The sequence below is a fragment of the Streptomyces sp. NPDC048291 genome, from assembly GCF_043201715.1.
GTDB lineage: Bacteria > Actinomycetota > Actinomycetes > Streptomycetales > Streptomycetaceae > Streptomyces.
In genome coordinates this window covers 151,175-172,967 of record NZ_JBICZC010000002.1, presented here as the reverse complement: position 1 = coordinate 172,967, position 21,793 = coordinate 151,175, and the positions used below count along the sequence as shown (strand labels likewise).

Sequence of the window (21,793 nt, the reverse complement as noted above, 5' to 3'; positions counted from 1 at the left end):
TTAACCATGGAGACGGACTGTACGAGAGGCGAAGCCCCGGTGAACAACGCCATCACGGACCCCGCAGGCCCGACCGGTCCCCTTGCCGCCCTGGCCGCGGGCACCCGCCTGCTGCACATCGGCCCGCACAAGACGGGCACGACGGCCATCCAGGGCGCCCTGTTCGCGGCCAGGGACAGGCTGCCCGAACACGGTGTGGAGTTCCCGGCGGCCACCCGGCACCCGATGGAGGCCGCCCTGGCCGCCTGCGCCCGGCCGGCGATGATGGGCGACACCGTGCCCACCGAGAAGCACTGGATACGGCTGCTCGGCCAGGTCGAGGCCACCGGCACCCGCACCTCGGTGATCAGCAGCGAGTTCTTCGCCGACGCCCCCGACGACGAGACCGTCGCCCGCATCGTCGAGCAGCTCGGCGGCGAACGCGTCCACGTCCTCGTCACCCTCCGCCCGCTCGCCAGGATCATGCCCTCCCAGTGGCAGCAGTACGTGCAGAACGGACTGCGCATGGGCTACGAGGACTGGCTGCACCACATGCTCCGCAAGGCCCCCTACGAGAAGCCCAACCCCAGCTTCTGGCACCGGCACCGGCACGACCGGCTCGTCGAACGCTGGGTCCGCGCGGTCGGCGCGGACCGGGTCACCGTCGTCGTGGTCGACGACCGGGACCGCGACGGCCTGATGCGCACCTTCGAAGCCCTCCTCGGACTTCCGGAAAATCTCCTCCAGCCCGTCCCGGACACGGCGAACCGCTCCCTCACCCTCGCCGAGACCGAAATGCTGCGAAAGCTCAACGTGGAATTCCGCGGCAATGGACTCCCCGACGAGCTGTATTCCAAGCTCGTCCGCAACGGCGCCGTCATGCATATGAAGAACTCGTGCAGCCCCACCGCCGACGACGTGAAGATCTCCACCCCCGCCTGGGCCGTCGAGGCCGCCGGCCGCATCGGCGCCGAGATGGTCGAACGCATCGGCGCCATGGGCGTCCGCGTCGTCGGCGAACCGGCCCTGCTCCACACCCTGCCCGCCATCCCCACGCAGCCGGGACCGCCCGCCGCCGAGGCCCGCATCGCCCCCGAGGTCGCCGCCCAGGCCCTCTACGGCGCGCTCGCCGCGGCGGCCGCGGCCCCGGTACGCCACACCGCCGAGGCGAAGTCCCGCACCGTGCACCAGACGTCGTCGAAGGAACTGGTACGGGTCCTGGGGCACCGATGTCTGAAGAAGCTGCGACGGCGCTGAGGAGCCGGGAGCCCTGCTGCGGACCGCGCTGCGGGCCGGTCGGCGAGCCGGACGGCGGGCCGGGCCCGCGGGGACGGCTTAGTCGCGCTAAGTAGTTCCCGCGGTACGGCGTAGCGTTACTGAGGCGCGGATCGGGTCACGCACAGCAATCGGAATGCCCTGTGTAGTTACTCACAGCAAATTCACGGAACTCTTCCGGTGGTCCGGTGGGCGGCGCCCATCACCAGCGACGCAAGGTGAATGAAAGGTTGCGGGCACATATGCAGCGGACGGCGCTCACCTTGCACAGCGGTTACCGGAAGTGGGACCATTTCCTGGTTCCCTGATGCCCCAAGGTAGGTCACCTGTGTCCCAGCACATAGCCAAGCCCCGAACCACCGCAGTGATCCTGGCCGGTGGCACCGGCCAGCGGGTGGGTCTGTCGATCCCCAAGCAGCTGCTGAAGATCGCCGGCAAGGCCGTCATCGAGCACACCCTGGCCACCTTCGAGAAGGCCGACTCGATCGACGACATCATCGTGCTGATGGCACCGGGCTACGTCGCGGACGTCGAGAAGATCGTCGCCAAGGCCGGGTTCGCGAAGGTCAAGAAGATCATCGAGGGCGGCAACACGCGGAACGAGACCACCGAGCGCGCCATCGCGGCCCTCGGCGAGGGCCTGGCCGAGGGCGAGGACCTCAACGTCCTCTTCCACGATGCCGTACGCCCCCTGCTCTCACGGCGGGTCATCGACGACTGCGTGACCGCACTGGAGCGCTACCAGGCCGTCGACGTCGCGATCCCGTCCGCCGACACCATCATCGTCACGCGGACCCACGGCGGGGACGGCGAGTTCATCACCGAGATCCCGGACCGCTCCCGGCTGCGCCGCGGCCAGACCCCGCAGGCGTTCAAGCTGTCCACGGTCAAGCGCGCCTACGAGGTCGCCGCCGGCGACCCCAACTTCCAGGCCACCGACGACTGCTCCGTCGTCCTCAAGTACCTGCCGGACGTACCGATCCACGTCGTCGCCGGCGACGAGTACAACATGAAGGTCACGCAGCCCGTCGACGTCTTCATCGCCGACAAGCTCTTCCAGCTCGCCTCCACCGCCGCCCCCGAGCAGAACGGCGAGGACGCCTACCGCGAACTCCTCACCGGAAAGACCGCGGTGATCTTCGGCGGCTCGTACGGCATCGGCAAGGACATCGCCGAACTCGCCGAGTCCTACGGCGCGAACGTCTACGCGCTCGGCCGCTCCACCACCGGCACCCACGTGGAGAACCCGGAGGAGGTCGACGACGCGCTCTCCAAGGCCTACGCCGAGACCGGCCGGATCGACTACGTCGTCAACACCGCGGGCGTGCTCCGCATCGGCAAGCTCGCCGAGACCGACAACGCCACCATCGAGGAGGCGCTGAAGGTCAACTACCTGGCCCCGGTGCAGATCGCCCGCTCCAGCTACAAGTACCTCGCCGAGACCCAGGGCCAGCTGCTGCTCTACACCTCCAGCAGCTACACCCGCGGGCGTGCCGAGTACAGCCTCTACTCCTCGACCAAGGCCGCCATGGTGAACCTCACCCAGGCCCTGTCCGACGAATGGGCCGGCGACGCCGTCCGCGTCAACTGCATCAACCCCGAGCGCACCGCCACCCCCATGCGCACCAAGGCGTTCGGCCAGGAGCCGACGGGCTCGCTGCTCTCCTCCGAGGCCGTCGCCCGCACCTCCCTCGACGTGCTGCTCTCCGAGCTCACCGGCCATGTCATCGACGTCCGCCAGCAGGACCCGACGGCCGCCGCCGGCCAGGCCTCCGGCTTCGAGCAGGCCCTCGCCAGTGTCCTGGACCGACAGGACGGCGTGGCATAATCGACAGCCATTAGTCGTATGTAATTCAGGCCTCTGTGGTTGCGCGTTCGCGGAGCAATCGCAGGGGCCTGAACCCGTAGAACCCGGATCGACCACCTCTCAGATTGTCCGCAAGGTCGAATTCAGGCCTTTTTGTCAGCAAAAGGTTCTCCGTGATATCCACCGCTATTCGCGTCGCCCGAGTGGGCAGCGCGGCCGAGCTGGCCGCGGCGGCACTCATGATCCTGGGCTTCCCGGCCCTCATGGTCGCCGCGCTCGTCCCGAGCGTCTACGCCTTCGCGGCCGCGGCCGCCGTCACGTACCTGGCGGACCACTACCTGCACCGCAAGGGCAGCTACCTCGTCAACCGCCTGAGCAAGGTCCGGGCCGGCCTGTCGATCCGCTTCCTGATCCGGCAGCTGCTGCTGATCCTGCTGCTGGCCAGGATGGACCTCTCCAACGGCCTGGTCTTCTACGGCGCGGTCGCCTGCTTCATCGCCTTCTACGGCCTGCAGGCCCCGCACGGCGCCCTGGTCACCCTGATCCGCAACCGCCGTCGCCTGCCGGTCGCCACCCGCAACGTCGACCTGAAGTCCCGCATCCGCATCCCGGACGCCCCGCCGCAGGGCCTGCTGGACCGCTCCGCCGAGAAGATGCTCCACCTCGACCTCGCGGCCGTCGTCGGCCTGCTGGTCTCGGCGACGACGGACGACGCGGTCGCCGGCTTCGTCGGCATGGGCGTCACCCTCGCCCTGGGCTGCCTGTACGTACTGGTGCTGACGCCCTACGTGCGCGGCCGCAAGACCCCGCCGGACGCCGACACCGTCCTCGCCGCCGTCGACGACTGGCTGGCCGAGTACCGGCCCGGGACCGTGCTGTACTTCTCGGGCTCCAAGGACTCCACCTACCAGCTCAACATGTGGCTGGAGACGATGGAACAGCTGGAGTCCCGCCCGCTGATCCTGCTGCGCGAGCGGGTCATCCTGCAGAACCTCGCCCCGACCACCGTCCCCGTCATCTGCGTGCCCGGCGGCGTGCACCTGATGAACATGGACCTCTCCACGGTCCGCGTCGCCCTCTACGCGGCCAACGTCGGCAAGAACATCCACCTGCTCCGCGTCCCCACGATGAAGCACGTCTTCATCGGCCACGGCGACAGCGACAAGCTGGCCAGCGTCAACCCGTTCAGCAAGGTGTACGACGAGGTGTGGACCGCCGGCCGCGCGGGCCGCGACCGCTACGCCATCGCCGACGTCGGCGTCCGCGACGACGACATCGTCGAGGTCGGCCGCCCCCAGCTGGCCCCCATCCAGGGCCGGCAGGACGTCCCCGACGGGCGTATCCCCACCGTGCTCTACGCGCCCACCTGGGAGGGCTGGGACGGCAATCCCGGCAACACCTCCCTCGTGCTCGCCGGCGAGAACATCGTGAAGAAGCTGGTCAAGGCCGACCCACCGGTCCGCGTCCTCTACAAGCCGCACCCCTTCACCGGCACCGTCAGTGCCGAGGCGGGCGCCGCCCACCGGCGCGTCACCGCCCTCGTCCAGAAGGCCGCCGCCGCCCGCGCCACCGACGCCCGCTTCACCGCCGACCCGGCCGCCCAGGCGGCGGCCCAGGCCGAACTGACCCGCATCGAGACCCGCCTGACCGAACTGGCCGGCACCGGCGACGACAGGCGCGACGAGGCCGAGGCAAGCCGCGACGATGTCGTCGACCTGGCGAAGCACGAGGAGATCGCCCGGTTGCGCGCCGCCTGGAACGACTCCTACTGGCAGGCCCTGCCGCCGTACCAGCACGCCGTCATCGCGGGTGCCGAACCCCCCCTGTACGACTGCTTCAACGTCTCCGACGCGATGGTCTCCGACATCTCCAGCGTGGTCTCCGACTTCATCGCCAGCGGCAAGCCGTACGCCGTCACCGACTCGGCCGGCGTCGGCGCGGAGGAGTTCAAGCGGGCCAACACCGCCGTGCGCGCCGCCGTGATCCTCTCCAACAGCGCCAAGGAACTCGGCGGCCTGCTGGACGCCGTACGCGACCCCTCGGCCGACCCGCTGGCCGCGGACCGGGACGAACTCAAGCACTACCTGCTCGGGCCGGACGAGCCGACCTCCATCGAGCAGTTCAACGACGCGGTGACCGCGCTCGCCCGCAAGGCCGAGACCCGCAACCTGGGCCAGGAGACCGGGATCGCGGCCGGCGACCCCAAGGCGAAGAGCGCGACCACCGGCTGACCTCCGCCACTGCGGCGAACGGGCTCGGTCCCGGGGACTTCTCCCCGGGACCGAGCCCGTTCGCCGTTCCCGTTCTCCCGCCGCGTTCTCTTACCTCTGCTTCGAGATACGCGGATGTCTTCTTACCCGTGCTTCCCCGTTCGCGTTGAGCAGCTCTTACCGCACGCCCGTACTGTCCGATGTAACCCGCTGTACACCACCCGGCAGTCCGCTCGTCATGTGAGCTGGATCACTGGACGGGCCTCCCGGGGCAACCTGTCGCACCGATCGGTCATCTAAAACGTTGCGATCGAGGTGACGCAGGGGGAATGCACCATTGACTAGGGGGAAACGTGACCGTCGTTGCGCAGCCTGATGTGACCGTGATCATCGGGGCGTACGAAGCGATGCCGTACCTGGTCGAGTGCCTGGCCTCCGTCGAGCGCCAGACCCTCGACCCGGCCCGCATGGAGGTCATCGCCGTCGACGACGGATCGACCGACGGCACGGGGGAGTGCCTGGAGGAGTTCGCGGCCCGCGCCGCCATGCCGGTGACCGTGATCCGCCAGGAGAACTCGGGCGGCCCCAGCGGCCCGCGCAACGTCGGCCTCGCCAAGGCCGCCGGCCGCTACGTGTTCTTCCTGGACGCCGACGACCGGCTCGGCGACGAGGCCCTGGAACGCATGGTCGCCATGGCCGACAAGAACGGCACCGACGTCGTCGTCGGCAAGGTCGAGGGAATCAACCGCAAACCCCCGCAGTCGATGTGGGGGAAGACGCTCGACCGTACCGACGTCTTCTCCTCCAACATCAAGTTCACCCTCAGCGCCCAGAAACTCTTCCGCCGAGCCCTGCTGGAACGCCACGGCATGCGGTTCGACGAATCCCTGTGGACCGGCGAGGACGCGCTGTTCACCATGGAGGCCTATCTGCGCGCCGACGGCGTCTCGGTCGTCGCCGACTACCCCTGCTACTACCTCGTCGGCCGCGAGGACGGCAAACACGTCACCAAGAGCGGCGGTTACACCCTCCGCTTCGACTCCGCGCGCGCCCTGATCGGCCTGATCGCCGAGATGGTCCCGGCGGGGCCGCGACGCGACAGCCTCATGGTCCGGCCGTTCAAGGTCACACTGCTCCCGCAGTTCGGCCCCCGGTTCCTCAAGGACACCGACGAGGTGCGGCGGCACAAACGGGAGCTCGCCGAGCCGCTGCTGGACGCCCACTGGAACCCCGAGGTGGCCCGCCGCCTCAAGGTCCACGAGCGGCTCCAGCTGCACCTGGTCGCCGTCCGGCGCACCGAACTCCTCCCGGACGTGCTCGAGTTCGTGCGGGCCGGGAAGCAGCCCGCACCGGTCCTGGAGAACCGCGGCACCAGCGTCTACCTCGGCTACCCGCACTTCCGTTCCGAGGCGGCCGGCGTCCCCGACTGGATCTACCTCGCCGAACCCCGCGAGGCCCGCGCCGTCGAGGGGTACAGGGAAGCGGCCGCCGGTACGTTCGTCCGCCGCGCGGCACGCAGGGTGCGCCGCCTGCTGAGACCGAGGGTCGCCGCCCGGCGGGACGGCCACGGCCGCGTGACGGCGTAGGCGGCGGCCGCGCCGGGGTGCTCTGGCGCGGGTCACAAAGCGTCGCTGAGGATCTGCTGATGCGTGCGGTGCAGGACGGTTCCCGGTTCGATGCCGAGTTCCCGCACGAGATGGTGCCGGGTGTTCCGGAAGACCGTCAGGGCGTCGGCTCGGCGGCCCGCTCTGTGCAGGGCCGCCATCAGGAGGCCGGCCGCCCGCTCCCGGAGCGGATGGTCGACGACGAGGGTCGTCAGTTCCGCAATCGCCTCCCGTAGCCGCCCGACCGCCAGTACGGCCGCGGCGTGGTCCTCGAGGGCGGAGAGCCGTTCTTCCTCAAGGTAGGTGCCGACCCTCGACGGCAGCCACTGGCCCGCCACTCCTGTGAGGGCGGGGCCCTGCCACAGTTCGAGTGCCCGCTTCAGGTGTTCGGCCGAATGCGCCGCGTCCGACCGGTGGGCCACGTCCACCAGATGCCGGAAACGGTAGAGGTCGATTCGATCCCGGTCCACTTGCAGGGAATAGCCCTGCGGGCTGGTCGCTATCCCGCAATCGGGAAACGGCGCCAGTATGCGGCGGATTTTTGATATGTATCCCTGCACGGCGTTGCGGGCCGATTCCGTCGGTTCCTCTCCCCATATCGCTCGAAGCATCTTCTCTATGGGGACGACCCGGTTTGCGTCGAGCAGCAGCGAGGCCAGAATTCCCCGTTGCTGCGGTGTCGCGAGCCCCAGCGACTGTTCCCCGTTCAAGATATCCACAGGTCCAAGCAGTCGGAATTCGACCTGGCTCATTGTCCCCCCTTGACCTGACCCACCCCTGGGCAATACCTCGATTTTACCCCAGTGGCCCTGGATGTCACCTCCGAGTAATCCGGTGACCACTGTCTCTTTCCCGTTGTCCGGAACATGATCTTTAGTTCTGTTTTCCGCGTCCAACAGCCGATTTTTCGGCATTGATCACGCGCTTTCAATGAGAATTCAGGCGGTTTTCAGGGCCGGCGTCGAGCATGTTCGGCGACCCCATACAGGCCGACAGAAGGAACAGCCTTGAGAATTCGTACCTTCGTGACCACGACCGCGATCATCGGCGCGAGCCTTTTCGGCGCGGGTGCACCGAGTGCGATGGCAGAGGACGGCGTCGCCACGATCGGCCCGGTGGGCACCACCGGCGACGGAGTGTCCGAGTCCCCCACGGTCGTGAACGGAGAAGCCGCGGCCTCCGCGGACGGCATAGCCGCGATTCTCTGGGACAGCGCCGACGCAGGCACCGGCCGGGGCAATCTGCTCTGCACCGGCTCGATCATCGCCGAACGCTGGATTCTCACGGCGAAGCACTGCTTCGCCAACACCAGCGTGGGACAGGACGCCTCCAAGATCCAGGTCCGGGTCAAGAGCACGCAGTACAACGAGGGCGGCGGCGTCATCCAGGTGGACGACATCAAATGGCGCACCAACCACGACATCGCTCTGCTCCACCTCACCCGTGACGCCAACTCCGAGCATGTACGCCTGGCGGGTGCGAGCCCCCAGGAGGGCACCACCAACTACATCTTCGGCTGGGGATCGCAGAGCAAGATCGGCGGCGCACCGTCGAAGGGCCTCAAGCGGGCGACGGTCACCGTCGACGACATCGACAGCACCGACATCCTCGGCGAGGGCCGCGGTATCAAGAGCTCCAAGGGCAACGGCATGGCCTGCTCCGGCGACTCCGGCGGCCCGCAGTTCAAGCTGGTCGACGGACTGCGATACCAGGTCGGCGTGACCTCCGGTGTCACCTACCGGACGAGCGACAACGTCTGCATCGGCCCGATGTGGTCCTCGACGGTGCCCACGAGCCTCGACTGGATCAACGGCGTCGCCGGCCTCTAGTACCCGATCCGCACGGCGGTCCGGGCGCTCCCGCCCCGGGCCGCCGTTCCACGTCCACCCCGAACCGCAAAGAGGAGTCCCATGCCCCGCAGGCCGTCCCTCCGGCGTGCCCTCGCCGTTGCCGCGACGCTGACAGCCGTACTGGCCGCCTCGACGAACGCCGCCCCCGCCGCGGAGGAACCGGCCGCGGCCGCGATCACGACCGGCGCCGTCTTCAACGACCCGCAGGGCACCGCGACGGAACAACAGGCGATCGTCAGCCACATCAGGAGCCTGGTCCGGCAGGCGCCCGCCGAGGCACGGGTCAGGATCGCGCTCTACGTCGTCACGGACATGGACTTCGTGAACGAACTCATCGCCGCGAGCGCACGGGGCGTGCACGTCCGCATCGTGCTCGACTCGACCGACCAGAACGACGCGGCGTACGCCAGGCTGGTGTCGGCACTGGGCAGCGATCGTGGTGCGAACTCGTGGGTCAAGCGATGCGCGAACCGCGCGTGTGTCGGCAACGCCGGAACCCCGCGCATGCACAACAAGTTCTTCCTCTTCTCCCGCACGGGAGACGGGGACGACGTCGTCGTGCAGTCCTCCGCCAACCTGACCGCACACAACACCCAGGACTACTGGAACAACGCGGTCACCGTGGTCGGCAACACGGGCCTCTACACGGCTTATGTCGACTACTTCGCAGACCTGGCCGCCTCGCCGGACCGGGAGACCGACGACTACTACCGGATGACGACCTCGGGCGACGTCAAGTCGTACTTCTTCCCGCGAGCCGGCACCGGCGACTCCACGGACACCGTCGTCGAGATCCTGGACAACGTCACCTGCGAGGGCAACACCACCGTCGGCACGCCCACCGGCCGCACGGTGATCAGGATCGGGGCCTGGGACCTCACCAGGGAGGGCATCGCGAGGAAACTGCGGGAACTCGCCGACGAGAACTGCTGGATCGACGTCGTCTACCGCCACATGAGTTCCGGCAGCACCGCAAGTCTCTCCGGTCACGACCGCATCAAACTCTACGAGCTCAACCAGGCCGACGGAGACCTCATCCACTCCAAGTACCTCCTCGTGGAAGGCACTTACGCGAGCCAGAAGGACACCAAATGGGTGTTCACCGGCAGCCCCAACTACGACGAATCGTCGCTCCGCGAAAACGACGAGGCGCTGCTGCGCATCAAGAGCGCGGGCATCCACGACCAGTACAAGAACAACTTCGTCTCCATGCGGACCGTCGTCCGCGGCTACTGAGCCACGTCGGCCGACCTGGCGGCCCGCCGTCCCTGCGGCCGGTCACGGACCGCTGTCCGGGGTATGGACCGACGCGCGCCGCACGGTCCCGTTCGCGTAGATTGCCGGGCGGGCAGCCGTACCTACGCGAGGGGACACACAGGACGTGGCAAGGGCAAGGCAGGCCGTCGGCGAGGCCCGCAGGATCGTCGTCAAGGTGGGCTCCTCCTCGCTGACCACCGCCTCCGGCGGCCTGGACGCCGACCGTGTCGACGCGCTCGTCGACGCCCTGGCCAAGAGCCGCAGCGGCGGCGAGAAGGAGATCGTCCTCGTCTCCTCCGGCGCCATCGCCGCCGGACTCGCCCCGCTCGGCCTGCGCCGCCGCCCCCGGGACCTGGCCCGCCAGCAGGCCGCCGCCAGCGTCGGCCAGGGCCTGCTCGTCGCCCGCTACACCGCCTCCTTCGCCCGCTACGCCGTCCGCGTCGGCCAGGTCCTGCTCACCTCCGACGACATGAGCCGCCGCGCCCACCACCGCAACGCCTCCCGCACCCTGGACAAGCTGCTCGCGATGGGCGCGCTGCCGGTCGTCAACGAGAACGACACCGTCGCCACCGACGAGATCCGCTTCGGCGACAACGACCGCCTCGCCGCCCTCGTCGCCCACCTCGTCCACGCCGACCTGCTGGTCCTCCTCTCCGACGTCGACGGCGTCTACGACGGCGACCCCAGCAGGCCCGGCACCTCGCGGATAGCGGAGGTGACGGGACCCGAGGACCTGACGGGGGTCGAGATCGGCAGCGCGGGGAAAGCCGGTGTCGGCACCGGCGGGATGGTCACCAAGGTCGAGGCCGCCCGGATCGCCGCCGCGGCGGGCATCCCGGTGGTCCTCACGAGCGCCGTGCATGCCGCCGACGCGCTCTCGGGCAGTGACACCGGCACCTACTTCCACCCCACCGGCAAACGGTCCGCAGACCGCCTTCTGTGGCTCCAGCACGCCTCCACCCCGCAGGGCTCGCTCACCCTCGACGACGGCGCCGTCCGCGCGGTCGTGGAAGGCCGCAAGTCGCTGCTGCCGGCCGGGATCGCCGCGGTCGAGGGCGAGTTCGGCGCCGGCGACCCGGTCGAGCTGCGCGACACCGGAGGCCGTGCGGTGGCCCGCGGGCTCGTCAGCTTCGACGCCAAGGAGATCCCCCAGCTGATCGGGCGTTCGACCAGGGAGCTGGCACGCGAGCTGGGCCCCGCGTACGAACGCGAGGTCGTACACAGGGACGACCTGGTGATCCTGCACCCGTAAAACGGGGCGTAACGACGGACCCCGGTGGGGGACGTTCCGTAAAACCGCCACACGAACCCTTGCGGCCTGCTCAACTTTGTCTCAGGACCACGTTCCGCACGAGCACAGCTGAAGGAGGCCGTCGTGAGACGAGTGCGCCCTGGAGCTGCGGCCTCCCGCGGTGCTCTGACGAGCGTCGCGGCCGGGGACACCTACGAGGAGCCGAAGGACCTGCCCCGCCTGTGGCACGTCACCCTCAGCGTCTGCGGTGCCGAGGTCCCCCTGCCGGAACTGCGCCGCGGACTCGAACAGCTGGCCCACGACCACCCGTTCCTCCTCACCAGCCGCTACGCCTGCGACCACGCCGAGATCCGCTACTGGGAAGAGGCCCGCGACCTGCACGACGCCGCCGCCGTCGCCCTGCGCCTGTGGGGCGAGCACCGCCAGACCGCCGGTCTGCCGGCCTGGGAGATCGTCGGCCTCGAGGTCATCGACCGCGCCACCTACCACCAGCGCGTCGCCGAGGGCTACGGCCCGCCGCCCGCGACCCCGGTCGGCATCCACCCCTTCTGAACCCTTCTGAACCCTTCCGAAGCCTCCTGCCCTTCCGGTGCCGCCTCCGCCGCCGGCCGGTATTCACCCGTTTTGATCCACGTCTCGCGGTATGGGATGCCACGTGGACGGCCCGCCGGGGCGCACTACCCTTCCCTCATGACGACGCTCTCGCCGTACGACGCCATGTCCCCGGTCACCCAGGCCGCCTACCGCGCCAAGGCCGCCGCCGCCGACCTCGCGCCGCTGCCGCGGGCCGTGAAGGACGACGCGCTGCTGGCCATCGCGGACGCCCTGGAGGTCCGTACCAGCGAGATCGTCGAGGCCAACGCCAAGGACATCGCCAAGGCCCGCGAGAACGGCACCAGCGAGGCGATCGTCGACCGCCTCACCCTCACCCCGGAGCGGGTCCGCACCATCGCCTCCGACGTCCGCGACGTGGCGAAGCTGCCCGACCCGGTCGGCGAGGTCGTCCGCGGCTCCACCCTCCCCAACGGCATCGACCTGCGCCAGGTCCGCGTGCCGCTCGGCGTCGTCGGCATCATCTACGAGGCCCGCCCGAACGTCACCGTCGACGCCGCCGCCCTCTGCCTGAAGTCCGGCAACGCGGTCCTGCTGCGCGGTTCCGCCTCCGCCCACGCCTCCAACACCGCCCTCGTCCGCGTCCTGCGCGACGCCGTCGGCGGCGCCGGGCTGCCCGCCGACGCGATCCAGCTGGTGCCCGGCGAGGGCCGCGACTCCGTCCACGAGCTGATGCGCGCCCGCGGCCTCGTCGACGTCCTCATCCCGCGCGGCGGCGCCTCCCTCATCCAGACCGTCGTCATGGAGTCCAAGGTCCCCGTCATCGAGACCGGCACCGGAAACTGCCACGTCTACGTCGACGCCCACGCCGACATCGACATGGCCGTCGACATCCTGATCAACTCCAAGGCGCACCGGGTCAGCGTCTGCAACGCCGCCGAGACCCTCCTCGTCCACCAGGACATCGCCGCCGAGTTCCTGCCGCGCGCCCTGGACGCCCTCGCCGAGGCCGGCGTCACCGTCCACGCCGACGAACGCGTCCTCGCCTACGCCGCGGACTCCAAGGCGACCGTCGTCGAGGCGGTCCCGGAGGACTGGGAGACCGAGTACCTGTCGTACGACATCGCCGCCGCCGTCGTCGACTCCCTCGACCGGGCCGTCGAGCACATCCGGCTGTGGACCTCCGGGCACACCGAGGCCATCGTCACCACCTCGCAGCAGGCCGCCCGCCGCTTCACCCAGCTGGTCGACTCCACCACGGTCGCCGTGAACGCCTCCACCCGTTTCACCGACGGCGGCCAGTTCGGCTTCGGCGCCGAGATCGGCATCTCCACCCAGAAACTGCACGCCCGCGGCCCCATGGGCCTGCCGGAGCTGACCAGCACCAAGTACATCGTCACCGGCGACGGCCACATCCGCCGCTGACACCCGTACGGCCCAGCCGCGCACTCCGTACGGCGTGCGGGCGCGCGGCGGGGCGCCCGCGGCCCCGGGCCGGCGTGAAAGGCGTCTCACCGGACCTATGAATTTCCATACCGTCTGCCCAAATTGACCCCCCAGGTCTACTCTGGATCCGTGCCGGAGGACGTGGGGGGCACGCCGTTCCCTGACGGCTGGGAGCCCGACGACGACCATGACCACGGAAAGTCGGACGAAGAATTCGACTCCGTGGTCTTCGACGAGGCCTTCGTGAAGGCGGCAGTGGTCCATGAGCCGACCGCCGTCGAACGCCTCCTTGCCGCCGCCCAGGCCAGAGCCGAGGCCTCCGAGGCCGAGGCCCGCCGCGCCCGCACCAGAGGCGAGCGCTACGACGACGGCTTCGGCCCCGACGGCCCCGAGTTCGGGCACGCCGGCGAACTCGACGACCTGGACGACACCGACCTGGTCGAGGACCGTTACGGCGCCGCCGGGACCTACGGCAAACACGTCCGCTGGCACCGTCCGGTCGCCTGGGTGCTCGCCCTCGTCATGGGCATCGGCATGGTCGCGCTCGCCTTCGCCGCGGTCTACCGCAGCGCCTCCTCGGGCGGCAGCCGCGACCAGGTCCCCAGGCCCCCCTCCACGGGCCAGGAACAGGGCACCGCGGCGGCACCCTCCGTGTCCGCCGACTACTCCCAGTCCGCCAAGCCAGCGGTCTCCGTGGTCCCGCGCACCCCCTGACCGGTCGCGGTCGCCCTGGTGGCAGTCCTGGTGAGAACCTGTCAGAAGTTGTCGTGTAGCAGGGCGTTTACCTGAGGCTCCCGGGACCTACTCTGAAAGTATGGGCGGGCCAGGAGACCCACCTGAGGGGACACCCGAGGGCGGCCCCGTGGGTGGCGAGGACGAGTACCGATCCGTCGTCTTCGACGAATCGTTCATCCGCGCTGCCCGCCTCCAGGAGTCCTCCGCACGCGAACGCATGACCGACCACGCGCCCGCCGTACGCCGTCGCCCGGCCCTGCGCCGGGGCCTCACCCGGCAGGCCCTGATCCTCGTCGTGCTGATCCTCGTGGCCTTCGGCACCGCGATCTACATGGGCGTCCGCCACCCCTACGGCAGCGACGAGGCCCAGCCGCCCGTCGAACCCCTGCGGATGACCGTCATCCCGCTCTCCCCGCAGGGCAAGGTGCCCGGCGCCGCCGACGCCGAGACGTTGTTCGCGCACAGCCCGGCCGCGCAGTACGAGGTCGGCGCCGAGGGGATACCGCTGCCGGCCGCCCGGAGCACCGCGCACTTCTCCGACAGCCAGGTCGTCACCGCCCTGACCACGGTCAAGGACTACCTCGTCCGCTCCTCGCTCTACCGCGAGGTCCTCGACAGCAGCGAGGTGCGGCCCGCGCGGGCGCTGCTCGACCCCGGTCAGCTCGACCAGTTCGACCAGAGCGTCGACCACCCCGCGGCGGACGGCCGGCACGCCCCCACCGGATGGCTGGTCCGCTTCGACCCCACCCGCGCCGAACTCGCCGACCCGAGGATCCGCGTCCAGGGCAGCCTGACGGCCACCGAGACCGACCCGGCCACCCTGGAGGTCACCGCCGACCACACCTTCGTCTACGCGCTGCGGCCCACCGGCGCTCCGGCCGGCGCCCAGGCCTCCCTGTTCACCGTGCGCCGCCAGCTGACCTTCCGCTTCGACCAGGACGACCTGCGCCTGCACCAGACCCAGCTGGTCGTCTCCTACGTCCAGGCGGGCCCCCTGTCCTGCGCCGAGGACGCCGCCGACCACCTGCACCCCCTGCTGGCCGGCCAGACGGCCAGGGCGGGCGGCCCCGCGGGCACGAACCCGTTCGCCACGGACGGCGCCACCGCTCTGTGCGGGACGCTGTCCGCCGCGGCCGAACCGAAGGTCTGAGCGGCCGTACCGTACATCCGGCGATCCGGCGATCCGGCGATCCGGCGACAGGGCAGGGCAGGGCCCCGCTACGCCTCGTCGTCCTCCGCGGGAGTGTCCCGGGGCGGCGCGTCCTTCGGCGGGGGCGCGCTGGTGAAGCCGTCGAAGCCGCGCTTCACCCGGCCGCCCAGGTTTCCCGCCCCGCCCGCGAAGTCCGAGACCAGCTTCATCAGCGGGTCCTTGGAGGTCTTCACGTCACCGGCATAGCTCGCCGCGGACTCCTTGAACGAGTCGCCGACCGAGGTGTCCTTGTCCTCGGCGCGCCGCGGGTAGTGACCGTCCATGATCCGCTGGTAGTCGCGGGACTCGGCCCACTTCTTCAGCTCGGCCGCGCGGACCGTGGTGAAGGGGTGCGAGCGCGGCAGCACGTTCAGGATCTTCAGGACCGAGTCGCGCAGGTCGCCGCCCGCCTCGTACTCCTCGGCCTGCTGCAGGAACGCGTCCACGTTCATCTCGTGCAGGTGGTTGCCGCCCGCGATCTTCATCAGGCCGCGCATCGAGGCCCGCAGGTCCTGGCCCGCCAGCAGCCCGGCCCGGTCGGCGGACAGCTCCGACTTGCGGAACCACTCCCGCAGGGCCGTCACGATCGCCAGGATCGCCAGGTTGCCCAGCGGGATCCAGGCGACCTTGAGCGCCAGGCTGGTCAGGAACAGCAGGATCGTCCGGTACACCGAGTGCCCGGACAGCGCGTGCCCCACCTCGTGGCCGACGACCGCCCGCATCTCCTCCTCGTCGAGGAGTTCCACCAGACCCGTGGTCACCACGATGATCGGCTCGTCCAGGCCGATGCACATCGCGTTCGGCTGCGGATCCTGCGTCACGTACATCGGGGGGACCTTCTCCAGGTCCAGGATGTAGCAGGCGTCCCGCAACATGTCGTTCAGGTGTGTGAACTGCTGGTCGGACACCCGGACCGAGTCGGACAGGAACAGCAGCCTGAGGCTCCGCTCCGGAAGCAGCCCGCTGAGCGCCTTGAAGACCGCGTCGAAGCCGCTGAGCTTGCGCAGCGCCACCAGCGCCGAACGGTCCGCCGGATGCTCGTACGCACGCGAGGAGATCCCCGGGAACCGCCTGCGCTGCCTGCTCGGCACCCGCGCGTGCCCGTCCTGTTCGTGCCCGTTCTGCTGGTGGCCGTCGTCGGACATGTCATCCCCCATGTGCGTGAGTGTCTGCCGTGCCCCCGGGGCAGGGCCCAGCCTAGGCGGAGATACCGTGGACGGGCAGTACAGCCGAAGGAGTCCTCATGGAGCACCACCCCCCGGCCGCCTGGCTCACCCAGGCTGCGAGCGCCGCCCAGCACCAGAGCTCGGGCGATCTGCTCCGGGTCGTCATCGTCGTCATGTTCGTCGGCTGCGCACTGACCGCCTGGTTCCTGCTGCGCGGGTACAAACAGAAGGACGACTGAGCCGCCGGGATCGTTCCCCGATGGAGGAGTCGGCGTGATCGCCGCCGGGGCGCCCGCATACGATGAGCCGACATCTTTATCCCGCCCACACGCGATAGGTCCTGCCGCAGATGATGAATCTCCACAGTGCCGCTGCCCAGTTGGTCACCCTCGCCGCAGAGGGCGAGGAGCACGGCGGCAACCACAACAGCCTCAACCCGGCCGTCACCGGCGGCAGCGCCTTCGTCATCCTGCTGCTCCTGCTGTGGATCACCACCCGCTTCAACCGCGACCGCTGAGCCGGACGCCGAGCCCCGGCACCGGTCCTCCGGGCGGGGCCCACGGGCCGGGCCGGTAGGGTCTGCACGCATGGGAGAGCAGGACATGCCTACCGGTCCGGCAGCTGACGAGGCCGACGACATGGCGACACGGCCCCGGTACACGCCGGCGGGCCCCGCGCACACCGGCAAACGCCGCCTCGGTGTCATGGGCGGAACGTTCGACCCGATCCACCACGGGCACCTCGTGGCGGCCAGCGAGGTCGCCGCCCAGTTCCACCTCGACGAGGTGGTCTTCGTGCCCACCGGGCAGCCGTGGCAGAAGACCTCCCGCGCCGTCTCGCCGGCCGAGGACCGCTATCTGATGACGGTCATCGCGACCGCCGAGAACCCGCAGTTCTCCGTCAGCCGCATCGACATCGACCGCGGCGGCCCCACCTACACCGTCGACACCCTGCGCGACCTGCGCGCCCTCAACCCCGACACCGACCTGTTCTTCATCACCGGCGCCGACGCACTCGGCCAGATCCTCACCTGGCGGGACTCGGAGGAACTCTTCTCCCTGGCCCACTTCATCGGCTGCACCCGGCCCGGCCACCACCTGACCGACCGCGGTCTCCCGGAGGGCGGCGTCTCGCTGGTGGAGGTTCCCGCGCTCGCCATCTCCTCCACAGACTGCCGTGCGAGAGTCGCCAAGAGCGACCCCATCTGGTACATGGTGCCGGACGGAGTCGTGCGCTACATCGACAAGCGCGAGCTGTACCGCGGCGAGTGAGCCGAGAGGGGCACCGGTGAACGACCGATACGACGCGGGATACGGAAGCGACCAGTACGAACTCGTCGGCTACGACGAGTACGGGCAGCCGGTGTACCGCCAGATCCCCGCACAACAACAGCAGCAGACGTACGACCCGTACGCGGGGCAGGGGCAGGGGCAGGGGCAGGGGCAGGGGCAGGGCTACGGCTACGACCCGTACGCCGGCGGCGGCGGGCAGCAGGCCGCGCCGTCGTACGACACCGGGCAGCAGGCCCCCGTCCACGACACCGGCCGGCAGCCGCCCACGCCCGCGTACGACCCGTACGGCACCGGCGGCCACGCCGCCTACGACCCCTACGGGCAGGCGGCCACGAGCGGCCGGCAGCCCCGGGTCGCCGAGCAGACCGCGCACATCCCGCAGCAGGCCGGACCGGCCGACCACGCCGCAGGTCCCCGGCAGGACGACGGCGAACGTGACTACCACACCGGCCAGTTCGCGTTCGTCGAACAGCCCGACGGCGACTCCGAGGACGTCATCGACTGGCTGAACTTCACCGAGAACCGAACCGAGCGCCGCGAGGAGGCCAAGCGCCGCGCCCGCAGCCGGATGATCGCCCTGGTCGTCGTCCTCGCCCTGGTCGCCGTCGGCGGCGTCGGCTACCTCTGGTACGCCGGAAAGATCCCCGGCCTGTCCTCCACCGCCGCCAAGACCGGCACGACGACCCCGGCGGCCGCCCAGAAACGCGACGTGGTCGTCGTCCACCTGCACAACACCGGAGGCGGCGGGACCTCGACCGCGCTGCTCGTCGACAACACCACCACCAAACAGGGCAGCACCGTCCTGCTGCCCAACTCCCTCGCCCTCACCGACGACGACGGCACCACCACGACCCTCGCCAAGTCCGTCGACGGCGACGGCTCCTCCGGCACCCGCGACCAGCTCGACACCGTCCTCGGCACCAGCATCGAGGGCACCTGGCGCCTGGACACCCCCTACCTGCAGAATCTCGTCGACCTCGTCGGCAACATCGACATCGACACCAACGCCGACGTCCCCGACCCGGACGCCAAGAAGAAGGGCTCGGAGCCCCTCGTCAACAAGGGCAAGGACCAGACCCTCGGGGGCAAGGCCGCCGTCGCCTACGCCACGTACCGCGCCTCCGGCGAGGCACAGAACGCCCAGCTGGAGCGGTTCGGGCAGGTCATGCAGGGCGTCCTGCGCAAACTGCCCTCCGACGCCTCCACCGCGACGACCACGGTGCAGACCCTCGCGCAGATCCTCGACCCGTCCCTCACCGACAAGGACCTCGGCACCTTCCTCGCCAAGCTCGCCGACCTCGCCAAGGACGGCGACTACAAGACCGCCCTGCTGCCGGTCCAGAACGACGGCACCCTGAGCGCCGAGACCAGCTCCAGCGTCGTCAAGGACATCCTCGGCGGCACCGCCAAGAGCCCGTCGGCGGGATCCGCGGTGCGCGTCTCCGTCCAGAACGCCACCGGCGTCAAGGACGACACCGAGAAGGCCCGCGTGGTCCTCGTCAACGGCGGCTACACCTTCCTGGAGGGCGGTACGGCCTCCGGCACCCGGGCCACCTCCGAGGTGCTCTACTCCGACGCCGCCGACAAGGAGAACGCCACCGAGGTCGCCAAGACCCTCGGCCTCGGCACCGGTGCCGTCCGCAAGGGCACCGTCGGCTCCGGCGCGGACGTCTCGGTCGTCCTCGGCCAGGACTACAAGCCGTCCTCCTCCTGAGGCGGCCCGCCGCACCCCACGTGACCCGGTAATCACGTGGGGTGCGCCCGGCGGTCCGTGAGACCCTTGAGGTCAAACGACCGCCGACGGAAAGCCACGCAGTGACCGCAACCGACCGTTCCATCGAGCTCATCACCGCCGCCGCCCAGGCCGCCGCCGACAAGCTCGCCCACGACGTCATCGCCTACGACGTCAGCGACGTCCTGTCGATCACGGACGCCTTCCTGCTGGCCTCCGCGCCCAACGACCGGCAGGTCAAGTCGATCGTCGACGAGATCGAGGAACGCCTCCAGAAAGAACTCGGCGTCAAGCCGGTACGCCGCGAGGGCGACCGCGAGTCCCGCTGGATCCTGCTCGACTACGTGGACATCGTCGTCCACGTCCAGCACAGCGAGGAGCGCGTCTTCTACGCCCTGGAACGGCTGTGGAAGGACTGCCCCGAGATCGAGCTGCCCGCCGACGCCAAGGCCACCCGCGGCAAGGCGGCGGCCCACGCCGCGCTGCAGGCCGCCGAGGACTCCGGCGAGCCGGGCGGGGACTGGTGATGAGCGCCACGGGCGAGGTGACCGACCGCGCAGGCCGCGGTCGCCGCGTCATCCTGTGGCGGCACGGCCAGACCGCCTGGAACGTGGAGCGCCGCTTCCAGGGCTCCACCGACGTCGAGCTCACCGAGACCGGCATCGGCCAGGCCCGCCGCGCGGCCCGCCTGCTCGCCTCCCTCGGCCCGGACACGATCGTCTCCTCCGACCTGAAGCGGGCCGCCGACACGGCCGCCCAGCTGGCCGCCCTCACCGGCCTCGACGTGATCCACGACGAGGCACTGCGGGAGACCTACGCGGGCGTGTGGCAGGGCCTCACCCACGAGGAGATCATCGCCCGCCACGGCGACGAGTACGCCGCCTGGAAGCGCGGCGAGCCGGTCCGCCGCGGCGGCGGCGAACTGGAGACCGAGGTCGCCGACCGGGCCGCCCCCGTCGTGCTCCGGCACGCCGAGAAGCTCCCCGAGGACGGCACCCTCGTGGTCGTCAGCCACGGCGGCACCATCCGCACCACCATCGGCCGCCTCCTCGGCCTGGAGTCCCGGCACTGGGAGAGCCTCGGCGGTCTCACCAACTGCTGCTGGTCCGTGCTCGGCGAAGGCGCCCGCGGCTGGCGGCTCCTCGAGCACAACGCCGGCACCCTCCCGGAGCCCGTGCTCGGCGACGACGACTGAGGAACCTGCGGCCACCCGGCCCGCCCGGAGCCCGGATTTCACTTTCCGGCAGGTCGCAGGCTAAAGTTCTTCTTGTTCACCCCGCCGAGCGGAAAGACGGGAAGAACGCACGGGGCTATAGCTCAGTTGGTAGAGCGCCTGCATGGCATGCAGGAGGTCAGGAGTTCAATTCTCCTTAGCTCCACAGATCGGCACTCCACACACTGTCGAGTTGTCAAAGATCGGTAATGGGAAACCCGTCCTCTTCAGAGGGCGGGTTTTCTTGTGTTCCACTCCCGGAGGATCTCGTTGGCCTCCTCCTCCGTCACCGGCCACAGCCGCTGCCTGCGCTCCCGCAGCAACGCCACCCGCTCCCGCGTCCGTTCGTCCTCCGGCGTGTAGACCACGATCCGCGCCTCCGGCATCCCGTCGACCGACAGCGACTGCGACGTCATCCGCAACTCGCCCACCGCCCCGTGACGGAACGTCTTCACCCGCGGCCCCGGCTGCGCCACCGCCCCGCTCGCCCACAACCGGGCGAAGTACGGACTCGCCTGGGACAGCGCCCGTATGAAGTCCTCCCAGGCCGGCTCGCCGACATGCCTGCCGTAGGAGGAACGCAGGGTCGCCACCATCACCGGCAGTTCACGCTGCACGTGCACCACCGGGCTGGTCTCCTCCGGGACCGTGAACAGCGTCCACAGCACGTTCGGCACGCCGATCCGCACCGTCTCCGGCACCAGGAACAGGTCCCGGTAGGCGGCATTGGTGGCCAGCACGTCGTAGCGCGAGGTGTACACCACCGCCATCAGCGGGTCGAGCGCGTCGATGATGCCCTGCACCTCCGCGCCGACCGACCGGGACAGCCCCTCCGGAACCGGGGCGAACGGCACCTCCGCCAGCCGGTACAGATGCTCCCGCTCGGGCGGGTCCAGCTTCAGGGTCCGCGCCACCGCGTCCAGGACCTGCGCCGACGCGTTGATCGGCCGGCCCTGCTCCAGCCACGTGTACCAGGTCACCCCCACCCCGGACAGCTGGGCGACCTCCTCCCGGCGCAGCCCGGGCGTGCGCCGCCTGAGCCCCGGCGGCATCCCCACGTCCGCCGGCTGCACCCGGGCCCGCCTGCCGCGCAGGAACGCGGCCAGCTCCGGCCTGCGGCGGTGTGCTGTCGTCGCCATCGTCACGTCCCCCGTCGTCACGTCATCCATCGTCGGTGCAGCCCCCGTCCTCTGCCAGGTGCTGCCAGTACCAGCATCGGCGGGCTCTCGGCACC

At 70.1% G+C, this 21,793-nt stretch carries 20 protein-coding genes and 1 tRNA gene; 18 read left to right on the top strand and 3 right to left on the bottom strand.

Features of this window, described 5'->3' with window-relative positions; genetic code table 11:
* Positions 1-6: 6 nt before the first annotated feature.
* The 4 genes from ACGF5O_RS05100 to ACGF5O_RS05085 all read left to right on the top strand — a co-directional run bounded on the left by ACGF5O_RS05100 (position 7) and on the right by ACGF5O_RS05085 (position 6,857).
* Complete coding sequence (locus ACGF5O_RS05100; RefSeq protein WP_393808541.1) at positions 7-1,236, top strand: hypothetical protein; 1,230 nt, start codon at positions 7-9, stop codon at positions 1,234-1,236.
* Between the two features lie 346 nt (positions 1,237-1,582).
* On the top strand, positions 1,583-3,082 hold the full coding sequence (locus tag ACGF5O_RS05095) for a D-ribitol-5-phosphate cytidylyltransferase (RefSeq protein WP_393808540.1): 1,500 nt from the start codon (positions 1,583-1,585) through the stop codon (positions 3,080-3,082).
* Positions 3,083-3,234: 152 nt separating this feature from the next.
* Positions 3,235-5,292, top strand: coding sequence for a hypothetical protein (locus ACGF5O_RS05090; RefSeq protein WP_393808539.1), 2,058 nt, complete (start codon positions 3,235-3,237; stop codon positions 5,290-5,292).
* 332 nt (positions 5,293-5,624) lie between these two features.
* Positions 5,625-6,857, top strand: a complete 1,233-nt coding sequence (locus ACGF5O_RS05085) for a glycosyltransferase family 2 protein (protein ID WP_393808538.1) — start codon at positions 5,625-5,627, stop codon at positions 6,855-6,857.
* A 32-nt stretch (positions 6,858-6,889) separates the two neighbouring features.
* Here the strand turns inward: ACGF5O_RS05085 and ACGF5O_RS05080 are convergent, their stop codons facing one another.
* Entirely contained in the window at positions 6,890-7,627 is a 738-nt protein-coding gene (locus tag ACGF5O_RS05080) for a BTAD domain-containing putative transcriptional regulator (RefSeq protein ID WP_393808537.1), read from the bottom strand.
* Positions 7,628-7,882: 255 nt separating this feature from the next.
* Between ACGF5O_RS05080 and ACGF5O_RS05075 the strand changes: the two genes are divergently transcribed.
* From ACGF5O_RS05075 to ACGF5O_RS05045, 7 genes are all read left to right on the top strand, one after another.
* Positions 7,883-8,704 (top strand): S1 family peptidase, encoded by an 822-nt coding sequence (locus ACGF5O_RS05075; protein WP_393808536.1) that lies wholly within the window; start codon positions 7,883-7,885, stop codon positions 8,702-8,704.
* An 81-nt stretch (positions 8,705-8,785) separates the two neighbouring features.
* Entirely contained in the window at positions 8,786-9,961 is a 1,176-nt protein-coding gene (locus ACGF5O_RS05070; protein ID WP_393808535.1) for a phosphatidylserine/phosphatidylglycerophosphate/cardiolipin synthase family protein, read from the top strand.
* A 145-nt stretch (positions 9,962-10,106) separates the two neighbouring features.
* Positions 10,107-11,234 (top strand): glutamate 5-kinase, encoded by a 1,128-nt coding sequence (gene proB, locus ACGF5O_RS05065; protein ID WP_393808534.1) that lies wholly within the window; start codon positions 10,107-10,109, stop codon positions 11,232-11,234.
* A 123-nt stretch (positions 11,235-11,357) separates the two neighbouring features.
* Complete coding sequence (locus tag ACGF5O_RS05060) at positions 11,358-11,786, top strand: hypothetical protein (protein ID WP_293995677.1); 429 nt, start codon at positions 11,358-11,360, stop codon at positions 11,784-11,786.
* Between the two features lie 138 nt (positions 11,787-11,924).
* Entirely contained in the window at positions 11,925-13,211 is a 1,287-nt protein-coding gene (locus ACGF5O_RS05055; protein ID WP_393808533.1) for a glutamate-5-semialdehyde dehydrogenase, read from the top strand.
* A 150-nt stretch (positions 13,212-13,361) separates the two neighbouring features.
* A complete protein-coding gene (locus ACGF5O_RS05050) occupies positions 13,362-13,946 on the top strand; it encodes a hypothetical protein (protein ID WP_393808532.1) in 585 nt (194 codons plus the stop codon).
* 100 nt (positions 13,947-14,046) lie between these two features.
* Positions 14,047-15,117 carry a hypothetical protein gene (locus ACGF5O_RS05045; protein ID WP_393808531.1) on the top strand — a complete coding sequence of 357 codons (1,071 nt, stop codon included), beginning with the start codon at positions 14,047-14,049 and terminating at the stop codon, positions 15,115-15,117.
* 68 nt (positions 15,118-15,185) lie between these two features.
* On the opposite strand, the gene ACGF5O_RS05040 is transcribed toward ACGF5O_RS05045, so the two are convergent.
* The gene (locus ACGF5O_RS05040) at positions 15,186-16,301 is read right to left on the bottom strand and encodes a M48 family metallopeptidase (RefSeq protein ID WP_393808965.1); all 1,116 of its coding nucleotides are present in this window, start codon (positions 16,299-16,301) and stop codon (positions 15,186-15,188) included.
* A 98-nt stretch (positions 16,302-16,399) separates the two neighbouring features.
* Between ACGF5O_RS05040 and ACGF5O_RS05035 the strand changes: the two genes are divergently transcribed.
* The 7 genes from ACGF5O_RS05035 to ACGF5O_RS05005 all read left to right on the top strand — a co-directional run bounded on the left by ACGF5O_RS05035 (position 16,400) and on the right by ACGF5O_RS05005 (position 20,725).
* On the top strand, positions 16,400-16,561 hold the full coding sequence (locus ACGF5O_RS05035; RefSeq protein WP_089106806.1) for a hypothetical protein: 162 nt from the start codon (positions 16,400-16,402) through the stop codon (positions 16,559-16,561).
* Positions 16,562-16,671: 110 nt separating this feature from the next.
* Positions 16,672-16,839: a hypothetical protein gene (locus tag ACGF5O_RS05030; protein ID WP_167450157.1), complete on the top strand. Its 168-nt coding sequence runs from the start codon at positions 16,672-16,674 to the stop codon at positions 16,837-16,839.
* Between the two features lie 70 nt (positions 16,840-16,909).
* Positions 16,910-17,593 (top strand): nicotinate-nucleotide adenylyltransferase, encoded by a 684-nt coding sequence (nadD, locus tag ACGF5O_RS05025; protein WP_093503106.1) that lies wholly within the window; start codon positions 16,910-16,912, stop codon positions 17,591-17,593.
* A 16-nt stretch (positions 17,594-17,609) separates the two neighbouring features.
* A complete protein-coding gene (locus tag ACGF5O_RS05020) occupies positions 17,610-19,328 on the top strand; it encodes an LCP family protein (RefSeq protein WP_393808530.1) in 1,719 nt (572 codons plus the stop codon).
* Between the two features lie 101 nt (positions 19,329-19,429).
* Entirely contained in the window at positions 19,430-19,873 is a 444-nt protein-coding gene (rsfS, locus tag ACGF5O_RS05015; RefSeq protein ID WP_393808529.1) for a ribosome silencing factor, read from the top strand.
* Positions 19,873-20,541 carry a histidine phosphatase family protein gene (locus ACGF5O_RS05010; protein WP_393808528.1) on the top strand — a complete coding sequence of 223 codons (669 nt, stop codon included), beginning with the start codon at positions 19,873-19,875 and terminating at the stop codon, positions 20,539-20,541. Before rsfS ends, ACGF5O_RS05010 begins: the two co-directional genes overlap by 1 nt.
* A 111-nt stretch (positions 20,542-20,652) precedes the next feature.
* A tRNA-Ala gene (locus tag ACGF5O_RS05005) sits at positions 20,653-20,725 on the top strand.
* Positions 20,726-20,786: 61 nt separating this feature from the next.
* Here the strand turns inward: ACGF5O_RS05005 and ACGF5O_RS05000 are convergent.
* A complete protein-coding gene (locus ACGF5O_RS05000) occupies positions 20,787-21,728 on the bottom strand; it encodes a helix-turn-helix transcriptional regulator (RefSeq protein ID WP_393808527.1) in 942 nt (313 codons plus the stop codon).
* Positions 21,729-21,793 lie beyond the last annotated feature (65 nt).